This is a genomic window from Massilia sp. BHUDP2, from assembly GCF_046236355.1.
GTDB lineage: Bacteria > Pseudomonadota > Gammaproteobacteria > Burkholderiales > Burkholderiaceae_D > Telluria > Telluria varians.
In genome coordinates, this window is record NZ_JBJUVW010000001.1 from 1336926 (window position 1) to 1352471 (window position 15546).

At 65.6% G+C, this 15546-nt stretch carries 18 protein-coding genes; 12 read left to right on the forward strand and 6 right to left on the reverse strand.

Going from position 1 to position 15546, the window contains the following annotated elements; all coding sequences use genetic code 11:
- Window positions 1-38 precede the first annotated feature (38 nt).
- Together ACK6C6_RS05945 and ACK6C6_RS05950 are read right to left on the reverse strand one after the other, a co-directional pair.
- Window positions 39-509, reverse strand: coding sequence for a YciI family protein (locus ACK6C6_RS05945; RefSeq protein WP_409266367.1), 471 nt, complete (start codon window positions 507-509; stop codon window positions 39-41).
- Window positions 510-600: 91 nt separating this feature from the next.
- Window positions 601-1530: an AraC family transcriptional regulator gene (locus ACK6C6_RS05950; protein ID WP_409266369.1), complete on the reverse strand. Its 930-nt coding sequence runs from the start codon at window positions 1528-1530 to the stop codon at window positions 601-603.
- Between the two features lie 87 nt (window positions 1531-1617).
- Here ACK6C6_RS05950 and ACK6C6_RS05955 point away from each other — a divergent pair, with 87 nt between their 5' ends.
- Window positions 1618-3057, forward strand: coding sequence for a cytochrome P450 (locus tag ACK6C6_RS05955; protein ID WP_409266371.1), 1440 nt, complete (start codon window positions 1618-1620; stop codon window positions 3055-3057).
- A gap of 4 nt (window positions 3058-3061) precedes the next feature.
- Here ACK6C6_RS05955 and ACK6C6_RS05960 read toward each other — a convergent pair whose 3' ends face one another.
- Together ACK6C6_RS05960 and ACK6C6_RS05965 are read right to left on the reverse strand one after the other, a co-directional pair.
- Window positions 3062-3637: a gamma-glutamylcyclotransferase gene (locus ACK6C6_RS05960; protein WP_409266372.1), complete on the reverse strand. Its 576-nt coding sequence runs from the start codon at window positions 3635-3637 to the stop codon at window positions 3062-3064.
- A 48-nt stretch (window positions 3638-3685) separates the two neighbouring features.
- Window positions 3686-4801 (reverse strand): substrate-binding domain-containing protein, encoded by a 1116-nt coding sequence (locus tag ACK6C6_RS05965; RefSeq protein WP_409266373.1) that lies wholly within the window; start codon window positions 4799-4801, stop codon window positions 3686-3688.
- 79 nt (window positions 4802-4880) lie between these two features.
- On the opposite strand from ACK6C6_RS05965, the gene ACK6C6_RS05970 reads away from it, so the two are divergent.
- Window positions 4881-5696 carry a substrate-binding domain-containing protein gene (locus ACK6C6_RS05970; RefSeq protein ID WP_409266374.1) on the forward strand — a complete coding sequence of 272 codons (816 nt, stop codon included), beginning with the start codon at window positions 4881-4883 and terminating at the stop codon, window positions 5694-5696.
- 19 nt (window positions 5697-5715) lie between these two features.
- On the opposite strand, the gene ACK6C6_RS05975 is transcribed toward ACK6C6_RS05970, so the two are convergent.
- Window positions 5716-6627: a LysR family transcriptional regulator gene (locus ACK6C6_RS05975; RefSeq protein WP_409266375.1), complete on the reverse strand. Its 912-nt coding sequence runs from the start codon at window positions 6625-6627 to the stop codon at window positions 5716-5718.
- A gap of 96 nt (window positions 6628-6723) precedes the next feature.
- On the opposite strand from ACK6C6_RS05975, the gene ACK6C6_RS05980 reads away from it, so the two are divergent.
- Together ACK6C6_RS05980 and maiA are read left to right on the forward strand one after the other, a co-directional pair.
- A complete protein-coding gene (locus ACK6C6_RS05980; protein ID WP_409266376.1) occupies window positions 6724-7746 on the forward strand; it encodes a fumarylacetoacetate hydrolase family protein in 1023 nt (340 codons plus the stop codon).
- Window positions 7747-7758: 12 nt separating this feature from the next.
- The gene (gene maiA, locus ACK6C6_RS05985) at window positions 7759-8403 is read left to right on the forward strand and encodes a maleylacetoacetate isomerase (protein WP_409266377.1); all 645 of its coding nucleotides are present in this window, start codon (window positions 7759-7761) and stop codon (window positions 8401-8403) included.
- A gap of 42 nt (window positions 8404-8445) precedes the next feature.
- On the opposite strand, the gene ACK6C6_RS05990 is transcribed toward maiA, so the two are convergent.
- Window positions 8446-8892 carry a CBS domain-containing protein gene (locus tag ACK6C6_RS05990; RefSeq protein ID WP_409266378.1) on the reverse strand — a complete coding sequence of 149 codons (447 nt, stop codon included), beginning with the start codon at window positions 8890-8892 and terminating at the stop codon, window positions 8446-8448.
- 133 nt (window positions 8893-9025) lie between these two features.
- Between ACK6C6_RS05990 and ACK6C6_RS05995 the strand changes: the two genes are divergently transcribed.
- The 8 genes from ACK6C6_RS05995 to fdx all read left to right on the forward strand — a co-directional run bounded on the left by ACK6C6_RS05995 (window position 9026) and on the right by fdx (window position 15535).
- Window positions 9026-9796: a uracil-DNA glycosylase gene (locus ACK6C6_RS05995; RefSeq protein ID WP_409266379.1), complete on the forward strand. Its 771-nt coding sequence runs from the start codon at window positions 9026-9028 to the stop codon at window positions 9794-9796.
- A 186-nt stretch (window positions 9797-9982) separates the two neighbouring features.
- Window positions 9983-10477, forward strand: a complete 495-nt coding sequence (gene iscR / locus ACK6C6_RS06000; protein ID WP_036213865.1) for a Fe-S cluster assembly transcriptional regulator IscR — start codon at window positions 9983-9985, stop codon at window positions 10475-10477.
- Window positions 10477-11733, forward strand: coding sequence for an IscS subfamily cysteine desulfurase (locus ACK6C6_RS06005; protein ID WP_409266381.1), 1257 nt, complete (start codon window positions 10477-10479; stop codon window positions 11731-11733). The genes iscR and ACK6C6_RS06005 overlap by 1 nt, the downstream gene beginning before the upstream one ends.
- 24 nt (window positions 11734-11757) lie before the next feature.
- Window positions 11758-12147, forward strand: a complete 390-nt coding sequence (gene iscU / locus ACK6C6_RS06010; protein ID WP_036213867.1) for a Fe-S cluster assembly scaffold IscU — start codon at window positions 11758-11760, stop codon at window positions 12145-12147.
- Between the two features lie 30 nt (window positions 12148-12177).
- On the forward strand, window positions 12178-12501 hold the full coding sequence (gene iscA / locus ACK6C6_RS06015; RefSeq protein ID WP_027867668.1) for an iron-sulfur cluster assembly protein IscA: 324 nt from the start codon (window positions 12178-12180) through the stop codon (window positions 12499-12501).
- Between the two features lie 17 nt (window positions 12502-12518).
- Window positions 12519-13034 carry a Fe-S protein assembly co-chaperone HscB gene (gene hscB / locus ACK6C6_RS06020; RefSeq protein ID WP_209585937.1) on the forward strand — a complete coding sequence of 172 codons (516 nt, stop codon included), beginning with the start codon at window positions 12519-12521 and terminating at the stop codon, window positions 13032-13034.
- 93 nt (window positions 13035-13127) lie between these two features.
- On the forward strand, window positions 13128-15017 hold the full coding sequence (gene hscA / locus ACK6C6_RS06025; RefSeq protein ID WP_409266383.1) for a Fe-S protein assembly chaperone HscA: 1890 nt from the start codon (window positions 13128-13130) through the stop codon (window positions 15015-15017).
- Between the two features lie 176 nt (window positions 15018-15193).
- A complete protein-coding gene (gene fdx / locus ACK6C6_RS06030) occupies window positions 15194-15535 on the forward strand; it encodes an ISC system 2Fe-2S type ferredoxin (RefSeq protein WP_027867671.1) in 342 nt (113 codons plus the stop codon).
- Window positions 15536-15546 lie beyond the last annotated feature (11 nt).

Consider the following 15546-nt stretch of genomic DNA (forward strand, 5'->3'; position numbering starts at 1 on the left):
GTCCTTGGTCCTTGGCGTGCCTTGCGTTCTCGGTCGAATTACTTCTTCTGAATCTTGTTGTGCATGTCGTTCACCATCATCAGCGCCGCCGAGCCGTAGAGCTTGTGGTACTCGGCCTCCATCAGCCCGCTTGAAATGACCGGATCGGTTGCCACGTAGCGCTTGGCTTCCTCGATGTCCGGGGTCGCGATCACGAAGATGCCGCGGCGGCCTTCCTTGCCGTCCAGCGGTCCGGCGAACACCAGTTTCTTCTCGCTGGCCAGCTTGCCCATGTTGGCGAAGTGTCCCTCGAAGATCTTCGCGCGCTCGGCCTTGTCCTCGATGTTCTTGGGGCCGGTCTTGAGGATCACGAACACATAGGGGCGCATGCCGCGCTCGTCGGCGCCGAGCGACTGGGCCAAGGCGGCATCGTATTGCGGCGCGGGTTCAACGGCCTTGGTTTGCGCCACGGCCGGCTGCATCGCCAGCAACAGCGAAGCGTACAAGCCCACCAGCATCTTCTTCGACATCCCTGTTCTCCTTGTTATATGGCGCGTGGCATCGACGCGCTCGGTATGGTCCAGCGATTCTAGCGGACTTCAGGCCGGGCAGGGTCGGTCTTCAGACCCACAGCCGGTAGATCCAGAAGGACTCGTCCTCGATGTAGCGGTCGGCGAATTCGGTCGGGGGAAAGCCGCAGATCTGCCGGGTGACGCGGCTCAGGTGGGCCTGGTCCGAGAAGCCCTCGTCCAGGGCCAGCGTGGCCCAGTCAAAGGGCTGGCCGGTCTCGTAGCGTTCGCGGGCGGCGAAGAACAAGCCTTCGGTGCGCACCAGCGATTGCCACTCGCGCAGCGAGCGCCCGCTGAAGGACTTGATGCGGCGCTCGACCTGGCGCGCGCTGTGCGTGTCGCGCCATTGGTGCGCCTGCCAGGCCAGGCGCTGCACCCAGTGCCGGCCCATCTGGCGCAGCGAGAACCGGCTTGTCTCGCCGCCCTGCGCCGCGCGCCAGCGTTTGCCGAGCTCCGCCTCCAGCACGCGCAGCACGGCGGCATCGTCGGGCGCGGCCAGCAGCGCGTCAAAGAAGGGCTGCCAGCCGACGCCGAGTACTTCGTGCGCCGGCAGGAAGCGGTCCTGGATGGCCGCGAGCTCGATGCCGAACAGGGCGGGGATGGCGTCCGGCTGGAAGCAGGCCATGTAGCCGCGGCCGCCCGTCGGCGACCAAGTGGTCACCGGGCGCGAATGGCTGCCCGAGATCATCATCTGCGCAGCGAAGGGATGCCAGCCCGTGTCCGGGTCCACCAGGCCCATCCCGGAGCCGTCGAACCAGGACAGCGTCACGATCGGCGAAGCGGGGAAGTGCGACAAGCGCTGGGCGTCGCTCAGTACGAGGCGGGAGGTATCGCGGCAGACCAGCGCCATCATTGCGCCCTGCAGCGCCGGCGGCGCCAGGTAGAGGCGGTCGTGCGGCGCCTTACCCCCACTGCATATGCGCGGGCCGCGCGCCAGCCGGTCGGGGCAGGGGAGCAGGCAATCGTGACGATCGGGGGCCATGAGTCAGCAGTATAGGCAGGCGCCCGCGGCCTGTCGATGTCGTTTCCGTTCAAGACGCGGCGGCGAAAGCGGCGAAGAATGCGAGACATGAATACGCCCGACACCTCCCGCTGCCCCTTCCATGCGGATGGCGCGCCGCACGCTTCCACCGACCCGGCGCCAGCCCGGCATCCGCCCGGCGCCTGGCCGCCCGGTCCGCCATCCGGCCTGACCGGCTGGGGCCTCTTGGCGCGGATGGCGCGCGACCTGCCCGGCAGCCTGGCGAGCTGGCGCCAGGCCTATGGCGACGTGGTGCACCTGCGCATGTGGCCGGAGCACGAGATCGTGGTCAGCGACCCGCAACTAGTGCGCGAGCTGCTGGTGAGTCGCCATGACGCGATCCAGCGCTGGGAGCGCGGGATAGAGATCTTCGCCTACTTGCAGGGCGACAGCGTCCTGGTCGCGGAGGGCAGCGCTTGGGCAGCGAAACGCCAGGCGCTGCAGCCGGCCTTTGCGCCGAAGTCGGTCAAGGCCTTCGTTCCGACGATCGCGGCGGCAGCCGAGGCGGCAATGGCAGGCTGGCAGCCGGGCGCAGCGATGCCGATCGAAAGCGCGCTGACCTCGCTGGCGATGGACGTCATCATGCGCATGATGTTCTCGAGCGAGATCGGCCTTGATGCGCGTGCGGTGGAGAGCGCGGTGCAGGAGGCGCTGGTGGCGGCCAATGCCGAGATGTTCTGGCCCGTAAGCAGCCCCGACTGGCTGCCGTGGAAGCGTCGCAAGCGGCAGGTGCGCGCCATGCTGGCGCAACTGATCGAGCGCCACGTCCAGGCCCGTCTGGCCTTGCCGCATGAGGCATGGCCACAGGACCTGCTGAGCCGCCTCCTGGCACTGCACCGGCAGGACGCGGCCGCCTGGCCCTTGTCGGCGGTGCGCGACGAATGCATGACGGCTTTCATCGCCGGACACGAGACCACCGCGGCCAGCCTGAGCTGGTGGGCCTGGTGCATGGCGGCCAATCCGGCGGCGCAGGAAGCGGCGCGGCGCGAGGTCGATGCGGTGCTGCAGGGCGGCGCGCCGGGCGAGGACGCATTGGCGCGGCTGGGCTACCTGGCCCAGACCCTGAACGAGACGATGCGCCTGTACCCGGCCGCGCCGATCCTGATGAGCCGCCGTTCGACGCGCGCCTTCCTGCTTGGCGGCTGGACCATGCCGGCGCGGACCATGTTCATGGTTCCGGTGTTCCTGATGCACCGCGACCCGCGCTGGTTTCCGGAGCCGCAGGCCTTCCGGCCGGAGCGCTTCGGGGCGGATGCGCCGGCGATTCCGCGCGGGGCCTTCATGCCCTTCGGCATCGGGCCGCGGGTGTGCCTGGGGCAGCACCTGGCGCTGGCGGAGATGACGGTGGTGGCGGCGATGCTGCTGCAGCGCTTCGTGCTGGCGAAGGGGGAGGGGATGGGGGAGCCGGAGGCGGTGTTGAATATTTCACTGCGGCCGAAAGCACCCTTGTTGCTCAAGGTGGAGCGCAGGCCGGCCGGTTCGCCATGAGACCTCAGCGCGCCGCCCCGATGAATTCTTTCAGGTGGCGCTCGATCTCGTGCACGTGCTCGTCGTGCTTGCCGAGCTCGCGCAGGGCGCGCGCCAGTTCCAGCAGGTATTCGCTGTTCGGGCCGCTCGGGCCGCGTGCGCTGGCGATCTGGCGCGCGATGGCTTCCTCGCTCGCGGGGCCTAGATAGGCGGCATTGTCGGATGTGGCGATGTAGACGATGCCCTCGGCAGTGTCGCCGTCCTCGAATGTCATCTCGGTGGCCAGGCGCAGGTAGCCGTTCTTCTCGCGGTGGTCGAGGTGGGCGAATTCCTCGGGCGTGACCAGGTAGGCCATGCCGTGGCAGGTGGCGCCATCGACCGGCGCCAGCGTCACCACGCGGCCCGGGGCGGCTTCGGTGCCGCGGTGGTCGTGCGAGCCCTGCCAGAAGCGGCGGCTCCAGCCGCGAATGTTGGCGGGGCGGCGTTCGATGTAGGGGAAGTCGGCCTTGAAGATCAGGGAACCGTAGCCGAACAGCCAGACGCTGTCATGGCTGTCGAAGCGGTCCATCAGGCGGTTGATCTCGATCGTGTTGAGGGACATCGGTGGCAGGAAAAGCGGGGATGCACGCTATTGTACGTGCAGCCCGCGTCAAGCGCAGGGCGCGCCCTGGTGTTTCGGCGTGCGGAACGCATACCAGGGGAAGGCGCGCCGCAGCGCGACCACTTCGCCGGCATCCTTGATGTCGTAGCCGGGCAGGTCCGCGGTCAAGGCCTGCCACTCGCTGCGCCGCAGCAGCTCGCGCAGCTTGCTGATGGGCGGCCGGTCCACCGCGTCCTTCAGGCAGACAAAATAATACTGCTCGCGGATGACCGGGACGAAGGCAAGTCCGAACGCGGCGGCCGCCGCCTGGATGCCGAAGCCGGCATCGGCCACGCCTGAGGCGACGCTGGCGGCGACGGCGAGATGGGTCGGTTCGGCATTCTCGAAGCCGTCGACCTCGCCGGGATGGATGCCGGCCTTGGCCAGCAGCTGCTCGACGGTGACGCGGGTGCCGGAGCCGCTCTGGCGGTTGACGAAGCGCAGGTCCTTGCGGCGCAGGTCTTGCACGCCGTGGATGCCTTTCGGGTTCCCGGCGGCCACCATCAGGCCCTGCTGCCTGCCGACGAACCGGATCAGCTTGTGGCGGCCCGGCTTGAGCATGGACTTGAAGGCCCGATGCGTCATGCTGCCGGGCGCGTGGTCCTCGCTCACATGGAAGCCCGCCAGCAGGCACTCGCCGCGCGACAGGGCGGCGATGCATTCGAGGCTGCCGCGGTATTGCAGGTCCAGGTACAGCTTGGCGTCGCGCGCCAAGAATTCCTTCAGGCGCGGCAGGGCCATGTCATGGCTGGCGAACATGGGAATCACGTGCGCCTGCGGGTCGAAGGCCAGCGCGAATTCGCGCTCCATCTCGGCGATCAGGTTGTCGGCCTGCGGTTGCACGCGCATCCGGGCGCGCCGTTCGGCGAACAGCAGCTTCTCCCCGAAGGGCGACAACCTAGCCCGCTTGCCCCGTTCCCAGACGATCAGATCGGCCCGCAGCGCCGTCTCGAAGCGCTTCAGTTCACCCCAGATGTGGCGGTAGGACAGTCCGAGCTGCTGCGCCGCCGCGCCCACCGATCCACACGCATGGATGGCGCCCAGGATGTCGAACAAGGGATTGCCGAGCTGCTGCCCGGAGACTGCCGCATCGTCGAAGGTGTAAGACAGCTTGATGTGCAACATATGCAAACTTGTTCATATTGAAAGTTTTTCAGTATAGCTTAGGATGGCGCTTCCACAACTTTCGATGGGGCGACCAAACATGCGCTTCTTGAGCAAACAGCTTGCCCTGCTGGGCTTCCTGCTGGCGGCGACTGCGCCAGCCCTGGCCCAGCAGGCGATCAGGCTCTCGACCACCACCAGCACCGAGAACTCGGGCCTGCTGCAATACCTGCTGCCCAAGTTCGAGAGCAAGACCAATTACAGGGTCAGCGTGATCTCGGTGGGCACCGGCAAGGCCCTCGAGCTGGCGAAGAACGGCGACGTCGACGTGACCCTGGTCCATGCGCGCGCGGCGGAAGACAAGTTCGTCGCCGAAGGCCATGGCGTCAACCGCCGCGACGTGATGTACAACGACTTCATCCTGGTCGGTCCGGTAAGCGACCCGGCCGGCATCAAGGGCAGCAAGGACGTGCTCGCGGCGATGAAGAAGATCGCCGCTAGCCAGGTGCGCTTCGTCTCGCGCGGCGACAACTCGGGCACCGACCAGATGGAGAAGGCCTACTGGAAGCAGGCCGGCGCCCAGCCGCAGGGCGCCGCCTATATTTCCGCCGGGCTGGGCATGGGCGAAGTGCTGAACATGGCGGCGGAAATGAACGCGTACACCCTGACCGACCGCGCCACCTACGTCGCCTACAAGGCCAAGACCGGCCTGCACATCGCGGTCGAGGGCGACCCGAAAATGTTCAATCCCTACGGCATCATCGCGGTGAATCCGGAGCGCCACAAGCACGTCAACTACAAGGGCGCGATGCAGCTGATCGAGTGGATGACCTCACCCGAAGGGCAGGGGCTGATCGCCTCGTTCAAGGCGGGCGGCGAGCAGGTCTTCTATCCGTCCGCGAAAGCGGCCAAGTGATGCGCTCCGCGGCCCGCGTTCATGCTGACGAAGCAGGCGCCAGGCTGCCGACGAAACCGTCGAGGAAGTCGATAAAGCTTTCCGCCGCCGGCGACAGCGAGCGCCCGGGGCGCGTGTAGAGGAAGAAGCGGCGCGTGAGCACTGGTTCCTCCAGCTGGCGCATGACCAGGCCGTAGAGCGTGGCCAGCGGGGCGGCGTAGGGCATGCATACCGTCACCCCGAGTCCGGCGGCGGCCATCGCCAGCGCGGTCGTCATGAAGGTGACCTCGTTGGCGGGCTTGACCGATGGCGCGTGCATCGACGCGTGCATGTCGTCCAGCAGGCGCTCGGTGAACTGGCCCTGCAGCGAGATCAGCGGGTAGCGCGCGACGTCCTTCCAGGTGACGCGCGCCTGCTTTTCCAGTTGATGCCCTTTCGGGAACACCAGCGCGAAGGGCATCTCGAACAGCAGCCGCGCGTCGAGCGGCGGCGCGGGTTCGCGTTCCGGGCCGATGCCGATGTCGGCTTCGCCGGACAAGACCCGGTTGACCACGCTCTCCACGCCGGTGTCGCCCAGGCGCACCTCGATGTCGGGGTACTTGGCGCGGTAGGCGGCGATCGCCTCCGGCATCAGGGTGCAGGACAGCAGTTGGGGCGCGGCGATGCGCACGATGCCTTTTTTCAGACGCGTGTGGTCGGCCACATTGGCCAGGGCGCCGTCGAGGTCGTCAATCATCTGGCTGAACAGCGGGTAGAGTTCCTTGCCGATGTCGGTGAGCAGGGCGCGGCGCGTGCTGCGGTCGACCACCTTGGCGCCCAGGGTCTGCTCGAGCTCCTTGATCAAACCCGAGAGCGCCGATTGCGTGACGTGCATCGCCTGCGCGGCAAGCGTAAAGTTACCCGTCTTGGCCAGGGCCACGAATGCGCGCATCTGGCGCAAGGTCGGATTCATAAGCTTATCTAATAAATCGAGCGAAAAATACTGTTTGAATGATAGTACGTTTTGTTCTCTAATGGCGAAAAGCAAACACCAAGCAAAGGAAACGCCATGAAACTCGCCACCCTCAAGACCGGCGGCCGCGACGGCACGCTGGTCGTCGTCAGCCGCGACCTGGTCACCTGCCAGGCCGTCCCGAAGATCGCCCGCACGCTGCAGTGCGCGCTGGACAACTGGGATGAGGTAGCGCCGCAGCTCAAGAAGGTGTATGAGCGCCTGAACGCCGGCACTGCCGACAAGGCCGAGTCCTTCATCGAGGAAGAATGCCATTCGCCCTTGCCGCGCGCCTACCAATGGTGCGACGGTTCGGCCTACATCAACCACGTCGAGCTGGTGCGCAAGGCGCGCGGCGCCGCGCTGCCGGAATCCTTCTACAGCGATCCGCTGATGTACCAGGGCGGCTCGGACTCTTTCGTGGGTCCCTGCGACCCGATCGCCGTGCTGTCGGAAGAGTGGGGCGTCGACCTTGAGGCCGAGGTGGCGGTCATCACCGGCGACGTGCCGATGGGCGCGTCCGTTGAAGAAGCGGCCGCAGCGATCCGCCTGGTGATGCTGGTGAACGACGTCTCGCTGCGCAACCTGATCCCGAACGAGCTGGCCAAGGGCTTCGGCTTCTACCAGTCGAAACCGGCCAGCGCGTTTTCTCCAGTGGCGGTCACGCCGGACGAGCTGGGCGAGGCCTGGCAGGACAGCAAGCTGCACCTGCCGCTGCTGGTGACGCTCAACGACAGCCCCTTCGGCCGCCCGAACGCGGGCGAGGACATGAGCTTCAGCTTCGCCCAGCTGATCGCGCACGCCGCCCGGACGCGCGAGCTGGGCGCGGGCAGCATCGTCGGTTCCGGCACGGTGTCGAACAAGCAGGGCAGCCTGCACGGCTCGAGCATCGAGAACGGCGGCGTCGGCTACTGCTGCCTGGCCGAGGTGCGCATGTACGAGACGATCGAGGGGGGCAAGCCGCACACGCCCTTCCTGGCGTATGGTGACACCGTGCGCATCGAGATGGTCGACAAGGACGGCGCCAGCATCTTCGGCGCGATCGACCAGGAAGTATGCCCTTATCACAGGAAAGCCTGAGAGGAGACCCGCATGAAGCTCTACACCTATTTTCGCAGCTCGGCCGCGTACCGGGTGCGCATCGCGCTCAACCTGAAGGGACTGGACTACGAGTCGGTGCCGGTGCACCTGCTGCGCGAGGGCGGGCAGCACCTGATGGACAACTACCTGACCATCAATCCGAGCGCTCTGGTGCCGGCCCTGCAGGACGACCGCATGACGCTGACGCAGTCGATGGCCATCATCGAGTACCTGGACGAGCTGCACCCGATGGTGCCGCTGCTGCCGAAGGACGCGGTCGGCCGTGCCCGCGTGCGCGAGCTGGCGCAGATCATCGCCTGCGACATCCACCCGGTGAACAACCTGCGCGTGCTGAAGTACCTGGTGAAGCACCTGGGGCTGTCGGAAGAAGCGAAGACCGACTGGTATCGCCACTGGGTGATCGAGGGGCTGCGCTCGGTGGAAGCGCACCTGGCGCGCAACCTGGGCACGGGGCGCTTCTGCCACGGCGACACGCCGACCATCGCCGACTGCTTCCTGGTGCCGCAGGTGTTCAATGCGCAGCGCTTCGATATCGACGTGGATGCGTATCCCACCGTTGCGCGCATCAATGCGCTGTGTGTGGATTTGCCGGCGTTCAAGGCGGCGCATCCGTCGCAGCAGCCGGACGCGGAGTGATCCCCTTGGTGGGCGCTTGTTGCGCTCACCAAGGACATCCCATCAATGCCGGGTTTCCGACCGATCCGGCTCCGACGGCGACGAAATCTCATCCAGCGCCCCCTCTACCGCCCCGGTCGACTTGGTGGCGATATCCCCCAGCGACACGATCCCCACCAGCTGCTTCGAGTTCTCGTCGATCACCGGCACGCGCCGGATCTGCACGTCGCCCATGGTGTCCATCACCTCGTCGAGGTCCTGGTTGCTGTAGCAGGTGCGCACGTCGGTGCTCATCACGTCGCCCACGAAGGTCTGGTCGGGCGACTGCCCGGCCGCCACCGAGCGCACGGTGATGTCGCGGTCGGTGATCATGCCCACCAGCCGGTCGCCGTCGCAGACGGGAATCGCGCCGACGTTGAGCTCGTCCATCATCTGCGCCGCGCGCTGCACGGTTTCCTGCGGAGTGATCGTTTGCACGTCGGGCGTCATCACTTCACGAATCGTTTGCATGGCTCCTCCTGCTTGAGTGAGTGGAAGGGTGAAAATCATGCCTTGAAATGCCAAAGGCGGACGCTAGATTGACGCTGGGAATGCGCCAAGCCCTGGGCTACAATCCCGCTTCTTTGCGCCTTGCGATTTCGCCATGTCCAACCTTTCAATTCCCGCTCCGATCATCGCCGCCCTCGACCGTGCCGACGCCTCCTGGCGCCCCATCCTCGAGGCCGGTTTGCAGGCCGTCGCTGCCGCCGACCCAGGCTATCTGCCGGCGCTGGCGGTCGACGACTACCTGCCGACCGGCGGCCGCATCTTCGCCGCCTTTGCCCAGCCGCTGGATCGGGTGAAGCACGTGCTGGTGGGGGAGGGGCCCTACCCGCGCGCCGAGAGCGCGACCGGGGTCTGCTTCATGGATGGCGCCGTCGGCGAGCTGTGGTCGGAGACGGGCCTGTCGAAACCGGTCAACCGCGCCACCTCGCTGCGCAACTTCATGAAGATGCTGCTGGTGGCAAATGGTCAACTCGATGCGGGCGACACCGGCGGCAGCGCGATGGTGCCGGTGGCCCAGGCAGCCCGCACGAACGGCTCCATCCAGACCCTGGCCCAGCTGCAGGACAATCTAATAGAACAGGGCTTCCTGCTGCTGAACGCGGCCCTGGTGTTCCGCAAGCACGTCGCGCCGGCCATCGATGCACGCGCCTGGCAGCCATTCCTGCAGACCGTGCTTGCTGCCTTGGCAAGCCAGCCGCAGCCGCCGACGCTCGTTCTGTGGGGAAAGATCGCCGAGCAGTTGAAAAAGCTGCCGGAAGCGGCGCGCCTGCCGCAGATCCATGCCGAGCACCCGTACAACCTGTCGTTCATCCAGCACCAGGGGATGCAGGCGCTGTTCGGGCCGATGGAATTGCTGCGTTTGCGATAAAGGCCGGGAGAAGGAAAGGCCGATGGAGGTTTTGGGGCCTTCCAAGACAAGCCAGTCAGGATTTGCTATACTTGACTAAATCGATCAACTAATCGGCATGTTCGGCAGGCTCTCTCAAGAGATTTGATTGTTGCGCTGCACCGATGGGTTGAAAAGAGGCAATATTTTACACTAACCGGGGTTCCGATGCGTCTGACCACCAAAGGCCGTTTTGCTGTTACCGCGATGATCGATCTCGCCCTGCGCCAGGGCAATGGTCCGGTCACGCTGTCGGGCATCAGCCAGCGCCAGGCCATTTCGCTGTCGTACCTGGAACAACTGTTCGGCAAACTGCGCCGCCACCAGATCGTCGAGTCGATCCGCGGCCCCGGCGGCGGCTACAGCCTAGCCAGAACCGCCGACAAGGTGACGGTGGCCGACATCATCATCGCGGTCGACGAGCCGCTCGATGCCACCCAGTGCGGCGGTAAAGAAAATTGTCACGGCGCCGATGCTGCTTCCGGCACCCGTTGCATGACCCATGAGCTGTGGACCACGCTGAACGCCAAGATGGTCGACTACCTCGATTCGGTCTCGCTGCAAGACCTGGTCGACCAGCAGAAGCAGAAAGAACAAAACGTCGTGGTGGTGCACCGCACCGCTGCCACCGCTGCACAAAACATTGAAACCGGAGTGAACTGATGAACGCGCCTTTGGACAAAAAAACCGAGCAGAGCTTCGTGACTGCGCCGCATTTCCCGATCTACATGGATTACTCGGCGACCACTCCGATCGATCCGCGCGTGGCCGACAAGATGATCCCCTACCTGCGCGAGCAGTTCGGCAACCCCGCATCGCGCAGCCACATGTACGGCTGGAGCGCCGAAGCGGCGGTCGAGGAAGCACGCGCCAACGTGGCGGCCCTGGTCGGCGCCGACCCGCGCGAGATCATCTGGACCTCGGGCGCGACCGAATCGAACAACCTGGCCCTGAAGGGTGCCGCCCACTTCTACAAGACCAAGGGCAAGCACATCATCACGGTCAAGACCGAGCACAAGGCGGTGCTGGACACCGTGCGCGAACTGGAGCGCCAGGGCTTCGAGGCGACCTACCTCGAGCCGCAAGATAATGGCCTGATCACCGTCGCCCAGCTGGAAGCGGCGATCCGTCCGGACACCATCCTGGTGTCGGTCATGCTGGTGAATAACGAGATCGGCGTCATTCAACCGATCGACGCGATCGGCGAACTGTGCCGTTCGAAGGGCATCATCTTCCACTGCGACGCCGCGCAGGCGACGGGCAAGGTCGAGATCGACCTGAATAGAACGAAGTGCGACCTGATGACCTTCACGGCGCACAAGACCTACGGCCCGAAGGGCGTCGGCGCCCTGTACGTGCGCCGCAAGCCGCGCGTGCGCCTGGAAGCGCAGATGCACGGCGGCGGCCACGAGCGCGGCCTGCGTTCGGGCACGCTGCCGACCCACCAGATCGTGGGCATGGGCGAAGCCTTCCGCCTCGCCAAGGAAGAGATGGCGTCGGAACTCGAGCGCGTGAAGGCGCTGCGCGACCGCCTGGCCAAGGGCCTGCTGGAGATCGAAGAGGTCTACATCAACGGCGACATGGACCATCGCGTGCCGCACAACCTGAACGTCTCGTTCAACTACGTCGAGGGCGAGTCGCTGATCATGGCGATCAAGGACATCGCCGTGTCCTCGGGTTCGGCCTGCACCTCGGCCTCGCTGGAACCGTCCTATGTGCTGCGCGCACTGGGCCGCAGCGACGAACTGGCGCACAGCTCGATCCGCTTCACCATCGGCCGCTTCACGACCGAGGAAGACATCGACTTCGCAGTGAACCTGCTGAAGTCGAAGGTCGGCAAACTGCGCGAACTGTCGCCGCTGTGGGACATGTTCAAGGAAGGGATCGACCTGAACTCGATCCAATGGGCAGCCCACTAATTACCGCATTCAAGGAGTAGCAAAATGGCATATTCGGACAAAGTACTCGACCACTACGAAAACCCGCGCAACGTCGGCGCCTTCGACAAGGGCGACGATGCGATCGGCACCGGCATGGTCGGCGCGCCGGCCTGCGGCGACGTGATGAAGCTGCAGATCAAGGTCAACGACCAGGGCCTGATCGAGGACGCGAAGTTCAAGACCTACGGCTGCGGCTCGGCCATCGCATCGAGCTCGCTCGTGACCGAATGGGTCAAGGGCAAGTCGCTGGACGAAGCGCTGGCAATCAAGAACACCCAGATCGCCGAAGAACTGGCGCTGCCGCCGGTGAAGATCCACTGCTCGATCCTGGCGGAAGACGCGATCAAGGCCGCCGTGGCCGACTACAAAGCGAAGCACGCCGAGAAGGCGTAACACGTAAGCACAGAGACTGGAGTCACCGTTATGGCAATCACCCTGACTGAAAAAGCCGCGAAGCACGTCAACCGTTACCTCGAGCGCCGGGGCAAGGGCATCGGCTTGCGCTTCGGTGTGCGCACCACCGGCTGCTCCGGCCTGGCCTACAAGCTCGAGTACGTCGACGATGCAACCCCGGACGATAATGTCTTCGAGTCGCACGGCGTGAAGGTCTTCGTCGACCCGAAGAGCCTGCCGTACATCGACGGCACCGAACTCGACTTCGCACGCGAAGGCCTGAACGAAGGTTTCCGCTTCAATAACCCGAACGTCAAGGACAACTGCGGCTGCGGCGAAAGCTTCCGCATTTAAGGCGGGGTTGCCAAGTCATGCAGAACCACTTCGAGCTGTTCCAGCTCCCTGCGAGCTTCGCGGTCGACCAGGATGCCCTGGACGCGGCCTATCGCGAAATCCAGGGCCGCGTGCACCCGGACCGCTTCGTCAGCGCCACCGACACCGAGAAGCGGGTCGCGATGCAGTGGGCCACGCGCGCCAACGAGGCCTATCAGACCCTGCGCAATCCGCAGAAGCGCGCGCAGTACCTCTGCGAGATCAACGGCGTCGACCTGCAGACCGAGTCGAACACGGCGATGCCGGCAAGCTTCCTGATGCAGCAGATGGAATGGCGCGAAGCGCTCGACGATGCGCGCTCGTCGAAAGATGCGGGCGCGCTGGACGAGCTGGATGCGCAGGTGCGCCGCGAGCGCAAGTCGATGCTGGAACAGGTCGGCAAGCAGCTCGACGCCGGCGACTACCAGGCGGCCGCGCAGGGCGTGCGCGCGATGATGTTCCTCGATAAATTCGGGGAAGAGGTACAGTACGCGTTCGAAGCGCTCGACGCGTAAGGAATTCCGTACGATGGGCGGGGTCGCTTGTGCCAGTGGCGCAAGCGACCCCGCCCACTTGGCAGCACAGAAAAACAAACAGGTAACACGACCATGGCACTACTCCAAATCGCCGAACCCGGCATGTCCACCGCCCCGCACCAGCATCGCCTGGCGGTCGGCATCGACCTGGGTACCACCAACTCGCTGGTTGCCACCGTGCGCAGCGGCAGCCCGGAAGTGCTGAGCGACGAGGATGGCCGTTCGCTGCTGCCTTCGGTCGTGCGTTACCTCCCGAACGGCAATGCCAACATCGGCTACAAGGCCCAGGCACACCAGACCACCGACCCGAAGAACACGGTGGTCTCGGTCAAGCGTTTCATGGGCCGTGGCCTGAAGGACATCGCCTACGCCGAGAACCTGCCGTACGACTTCGTCGACGCCCCCGGCATGGTGCAGATCAGCACCGTCGCCGGCGTGAAGAGCCCGGTCGAGACCTCGGCCCAGATCCTGGCCACGCTGCGCCAGCGCGCCGAGGATTCGCTGGGCGACGAGCTGGTCGGCGCCGTGATCACCGTGCCGGCCTATTTCGACGACGCCCAGCGCCAGGCCACCAAGGACGCGGCCCAGCTGGCCGGCATCAACGTGCTGCGCCTGCTGTCGGAACCGACTGCCGCGGCGATCGCCTATGGCCTCGACCACGGCAAGGAAGGCGTCTACGCCGTCTACGACCTGGGCGGCGGCACCTTCGACATCTCGATCCTCAAGCTCTCCAAGGGCGTGTTCGAGGTGCTGTCCACCGGCGGCGACTCGGCCCTGGGCGGCGACGACTTCGACCACCGCCTGTTCTGCTGGATCGTCGAGCAGGCCAAGCTGGCGCCGCTCTCCGAGCAGGACACCGCCACCCTGATGGTCAAGGCGCGCCAGGCCAAGGAACTGCTGTCGACCAACGAGGAAACCACGATCGAGGCGATCCTGAAGTCGGGCGAGATCGTGCAGGTGACCATCACCGCGCAGACCTTCGCCGACATCACCAAGCACCTGGTCGGCAAGACCATGAACGCGATCCGCAAGGCCATGCGCGACGCCGACGTGAGCGTCGAGGACGTCGACGGCGTCGTGATGGTCGGCGGCGCCACCCGCATGCCGCACGTGCGCCGCGCGGTGGGCGAGTTCTTCCACACCATCCCGCACGCGAACATCGACCCGGACAAGGTAGTGGCGCTGGGCGCCGCCGTCCAGGCCAACCTGCTGGCCGGTAACCGCGCCGAAGGCGACGACTGGCTGCTGCTGGACGTCACCCCGCTGTCGCTCGGCATCGAGACCATGGGCGGCCTGGTCGAGAAGATCATCCCGCGCAACTCGACCATCCCGTGCGCCAGGGCCCAGGAATTCACCACCTTCAAGGACGGTCAAACGGCCCTGGCGGTGCACGTGGTGCAGGGCGAGCGCGAGCTGGTGTCGGACTGCCGTTCGCTGGCGCGCTTCGAGCTGCGCGGCATCCCGCCAATGGCGGCCGGCGCGGCGCGCATCCGCGTGACCTACCAGGTCGACGCCGACGGCCTGCTGTCGGTGTCGGCGCGCGAGACCCGCTCGGGCGTGGAGGCGTCCATCACCGTCAAGCCGTCCTACGGCCTGGGCGACGACGAAGTGGCGCGCATGCTGCAGGATTCCTACACCTCGGCCCAGGGCGACATGCAGATGCGCGCGCTGCGCGAAGAGCAGGTCGAGGCCGAGCGCATCCTGCTGGCGACGCAGGCGGCGCTGGATGCGGATGGCGATTTGCTGAGCGAGGCGGAGCAGGAAGAGACCGCAAAGCTGGTGCATGGTGTGCGCAATGCCATCCACGGCTCGAACGACACCTCGATCGAGCCCGGCGTGCGCCAGGACGCGCTGCACGCGGCGGTGCAGGCGCTGGCCAAGGGCACGGAAGAGTTCGCGGCACGCCGGATGGACAAGAGCGTGCGCAAGGTCCTGGCGGGCAAGTCGCTGGACGAGGTTTAAAAGCTTAACCGACCACAGGCGCCAATCAATGGCCTATAGCCTAAAGACCGTCATTCCCGCGCAGGCGGGAATCCAAGTTCGTAGCGCAGCGTTAGCGCAAGCATAAATTGGGTTCCCGCCTACGCGGGAACGACGGGCGAGGGCAGTCACATAGAAAAATTAACGAGGTAACCCAAGTGCCACAAATCGTCATCCTCCCCCACCCAGTCTTCTGCCCCGACGGCGCCGTGCTGGAATCCCCGGCCGGCAAGTCGATCTGCGACGTCCTGCTGGAAAACGACATCGAGATCGAACACGCCTGCGACCGCGTCTGCGCCTGCACCACCTGCCACGTGATCGTGCGCGAAGGCTTCGACTCGCTGAACGAGCAGGAAGAAAAAGAAGAAGACATGCTCGACAAGGCCTGGGGCCTGGAGCCGAATTCGCGCCTGTCCTGCCAGGCCATCGTCGCCGAGGAAGACCTGGTCGTGGAGATCCCGAAGTACACGATCAACCACGCCGCAGAGAAGAGTCACTGAGAAAGCCACTG